The 2,702-nt window shown below is 48.6% G+C and carries 3 protein-coding genes and 1 pseudogene; all 4 read right to left on the minus strand.

What is annotated here, in order from left to right; translation table 11 throughout:
- Nucleotides 1-144: pseudogene (locus ACI31J_RS07780) on the minus strand (YebC/PmpR family DNA-binding transcriptional regulator); the annotation flags it as partial.
- 72 nt (nt 145-216) lie between these two features.
- On the minus strand, nt 217-1,074 hold the full coding sequence (locus ACI31J_RS07785; RefSeq protein WP_439773852.1) for a hypothetical protein: 858 nt from the start codon (nt 1,072-1,074) through the stop codon (nt 217-219).
- 6 nt (nt 1,075-1,080) lie between these two features.
- Nucleotides 1,081-2,094 carry a catabolite control protein A gene (gene ccpA / locus ACI31J_RS07790; RefSeq protein WP_439773853.1) on the minus strand — a complete coding sequence of 338 codons (1,014 nt, stop codon included), beginning with the start codon at nt 2,092-2,094 and terminating at the stop codon, nt 1,081-1,083.
- A gap of 157 nt (nt 2,095-2,251) precedes the next feature.
- Entirely contained in the window at nt 2,252-2,683 is a 432-nt protein-coding gene (locus ACI31J_RS07795) for a hypothetical protein (protein WP_439773854.1), read from the minus strand.
- Nucleotides 2,684-2,702: the final 19 nt, after the last annotated feature.

Consider the following 2,702-nt stretch of genomic DNA (forward strand, 5'->3'; position numbering starts at 1 on the left):
TTGAGCGTTGTTCGCTGGATCAGGATCACCTGCTTTAGCTGCTTGGTACAAATCACGTGAGATCTTTTGGAAAATCTTACCACGCTTAGCATCTTGGGCGTTCTTCCGTCCTTGAATGTTATGCCATTTTGAATGTCCTGACATTACTGACTCCTCTTTTCTTAATTAATGTGATAAACAGATAAATTTTAGCAAAGTTTAGTAATTAATTCAAGGTCAACGACGGGAAAGCAGGTGCCGACCAAACATTCGCCAAATCAGCAAGGCAATGGTCACTACCAGTACCAGGCCGATCGTCGTAAATGCCGTCCGCATAAAGGCAGTCGATATTTGGGCAACAAAGGCAGTATAGTCCGGCTGATCGGCCGCCAACTGCGGAGCAAGCTTGCCAATTGTACCGCACAGGGCTCCGTCGACTATGACCGTCCAGATTCCCATCCGGCTGAAACTCTGGGCAAAGTGGCGACCCAAAATGGCGAGGACCGCTAACACTGCTAACCCGATCCCGGTTACCATAAAAACCATATTAGTTGCCACCTTAGCCAGATGGATTCCATTCGCCAGGTTTGCCACCGTCGGCGTATTCAGCTGGGCGTTGACCACACTGTTAACATTTTGACTCAGCGCAGACGAAGCCGCACCGCCAACCCCTGCAAGGCCATATTGAGCAAGCTGACTATCAGCCGCTGCTCCCGCACGCTGGGTCACCGCGCTAAGGTCCAGGTGGATATTTTTACCAGTATAGACCTGGGTGATCGCCTGAGTAAGCAGGTGGTCGGTATCTTTATCAGTCAAAATCGAATTTGGCACCCCATAACGCTCCAAGGCCCCGTTAACCTGGTCCGTAATTGTCGTCTCCACCACTGAATTTTTGACCTCGTGGAGAACGAACTTTGGGTTAAGCAAGGTCGCGTTTAGGATCATGCTCAATACGAATAAGATCAAGAACAGTGTTCCCCAGAGGTTGAAGAAGTGGTGACTTTTTTCAGCAACCGGCACTGAATCAGTAACTGGGGGCGTACTGGCCTGTGCGGCAGCCTCTCGCTGGGCACGAATTTCGCTTCGGGTTGTCAAAGCTTTCTACCGTGTTGACTGCCGCTGAGCAAAGCCATGATCCAAGATGACATCCTTTTCGTCTGCATCCGTCTCGGCATCCTTGTCATCCATCAGCTTAGTCAACAACCGCATTGCGATGGCACCAATATCATAGAGGGGCTGAGTGATCGAAGAGATCGTTGGCCGTGAAATCTTGGTGTAGGTGGTATCGTTTGAGGAGATAATCTCAAACTCTTCAGGAACCTTGATTCCATTGTCAGTCAACCCATTCAACAGGCCGACCGCCAGGTTATCGTTGCTGACGTAGGCCGCCTTGACTCCGGCGTCCACCAGCTTCTTAGCCTGGTCATAACTGCTCTGGTAAGTTCCATCAGTTTCTACAACCAGTTGGTCATCAAAGGCGACCTGCCGTTCTGACAAGGCTGCCTTGTACCCATTCAACCGGTCGTTGCCGTTGATAGCGTACTTTAGGGGACCAGAAACGAAGGCAACATGGTCCTTGGCGTTATCCAAGAGCTTCAGGGTTGCTTCCTTAGCGGCGTTTTCGTAATCGATCCGCACGGTTGCTAATTCGTCGTCGTTAATTACGGAACCGGCAACTACTACTGGCGTGTTGCTACTCTTAAGCTCATCACGCAATTCATCCGGCATGCTGTAGCCCATGAAGATAATTCCGTCAACCTGTTTGGCCAAGAGATTCCGAACCACTTTAAGAACCTTATTATCATCATCATCAGAGTTAGTCAGAATGATGTTGTACTTGTACATTGAGGCAATATCATCAATTCCCAAAGCCAGGTCGGCAAAGTAAGGATTGGTGATCCGGGGAATAATAACCCCAACGGTAGTGGTCTTCTTGGAAGCAAGGCCCCGAGCAACTGCATTTGGCCGGTAATTCAAGCGCTTGATAACATCCATCACTTTCTGGCGGGTAGCCGGCTTAACATTAGGATTACCATTGACAACCCGTGAAACAGTTGCCATCGAAACCCGTGCTTCACGTGCCACGGTGTAAATTGTTACTGATTGTTTCTCCATAAGATAGCCCTTTCTTTACTGATTTTGTCTGTTTTCATAGTTTTTCATAACTTTACTAATATAGCAGATCAGCTCCCAAATGGCAAACGTTTTCAACAAAAAAGATCGCAACTAACTTTCTTTTTCCAAGCCGTCAGTTGCGATCCTTAGTTGGACCTTATTTAGCGTCCTTTTCATCCTGGTCCTTAGTGGCATCAATCACGATATCATCATCAACGACCGGGTCATCGTTATCATCCGGATGACTGGCAGCAGCCAGTTCCCGCCGAATATCCGCCGTCTCCTTGTCGAAGTCGTCATTGGTCAGCCGGTCAGCAAGCCGGTCGGCCGTATGCTTAGCCTTGTCCTTGGCATCCTTAACACCATCAACAAAACCGTTGAATCGATCGGCAGCTTCAGTTTCAGCCATCTTAGCATCAACAATGTCAAGTGCATCTAAGGCGTAGTCAGTTGACCAATCAGCCAGGTCGGTGGCCGTTTCGTTGACCCGTTGCTTTAATAATGTTTTCTTTTCATTGGGTAAAAGCTTCCAGGCTGCAGCCGTTGCCGCACTACCCAAGAGTGCCCCAATTAATGCTTTCTTATTCATCCGTATCGACTCCCTTCTT

This window comes from Limosilactobacillus sp., from assembly GCF_051873075.1.
Classification (GTDB): domain Bacteria; phylum Bacillota; class Bacilli; order Lactobacillales; family Lactobacillaceae; genus Limosilactobacillus.

What these genes read in the sequence shown, in the direction of transcription:
- ACI31J_RS07795 (WP_439773854.1), bottom strand. Translation starts at nt 2,683, where the DNA reads ATGAATAAGAAAGCATTAATTGGGGCACTCTTGGGTAGTGCGGCAACG.
- ccpA (WP_439773853.1), bottom strand. Translation starts at nt 2,094, where the DNA reads ATGGAGAAACAATCAGTAACAATTTACACCGTGGCACGTGAAGCACGG.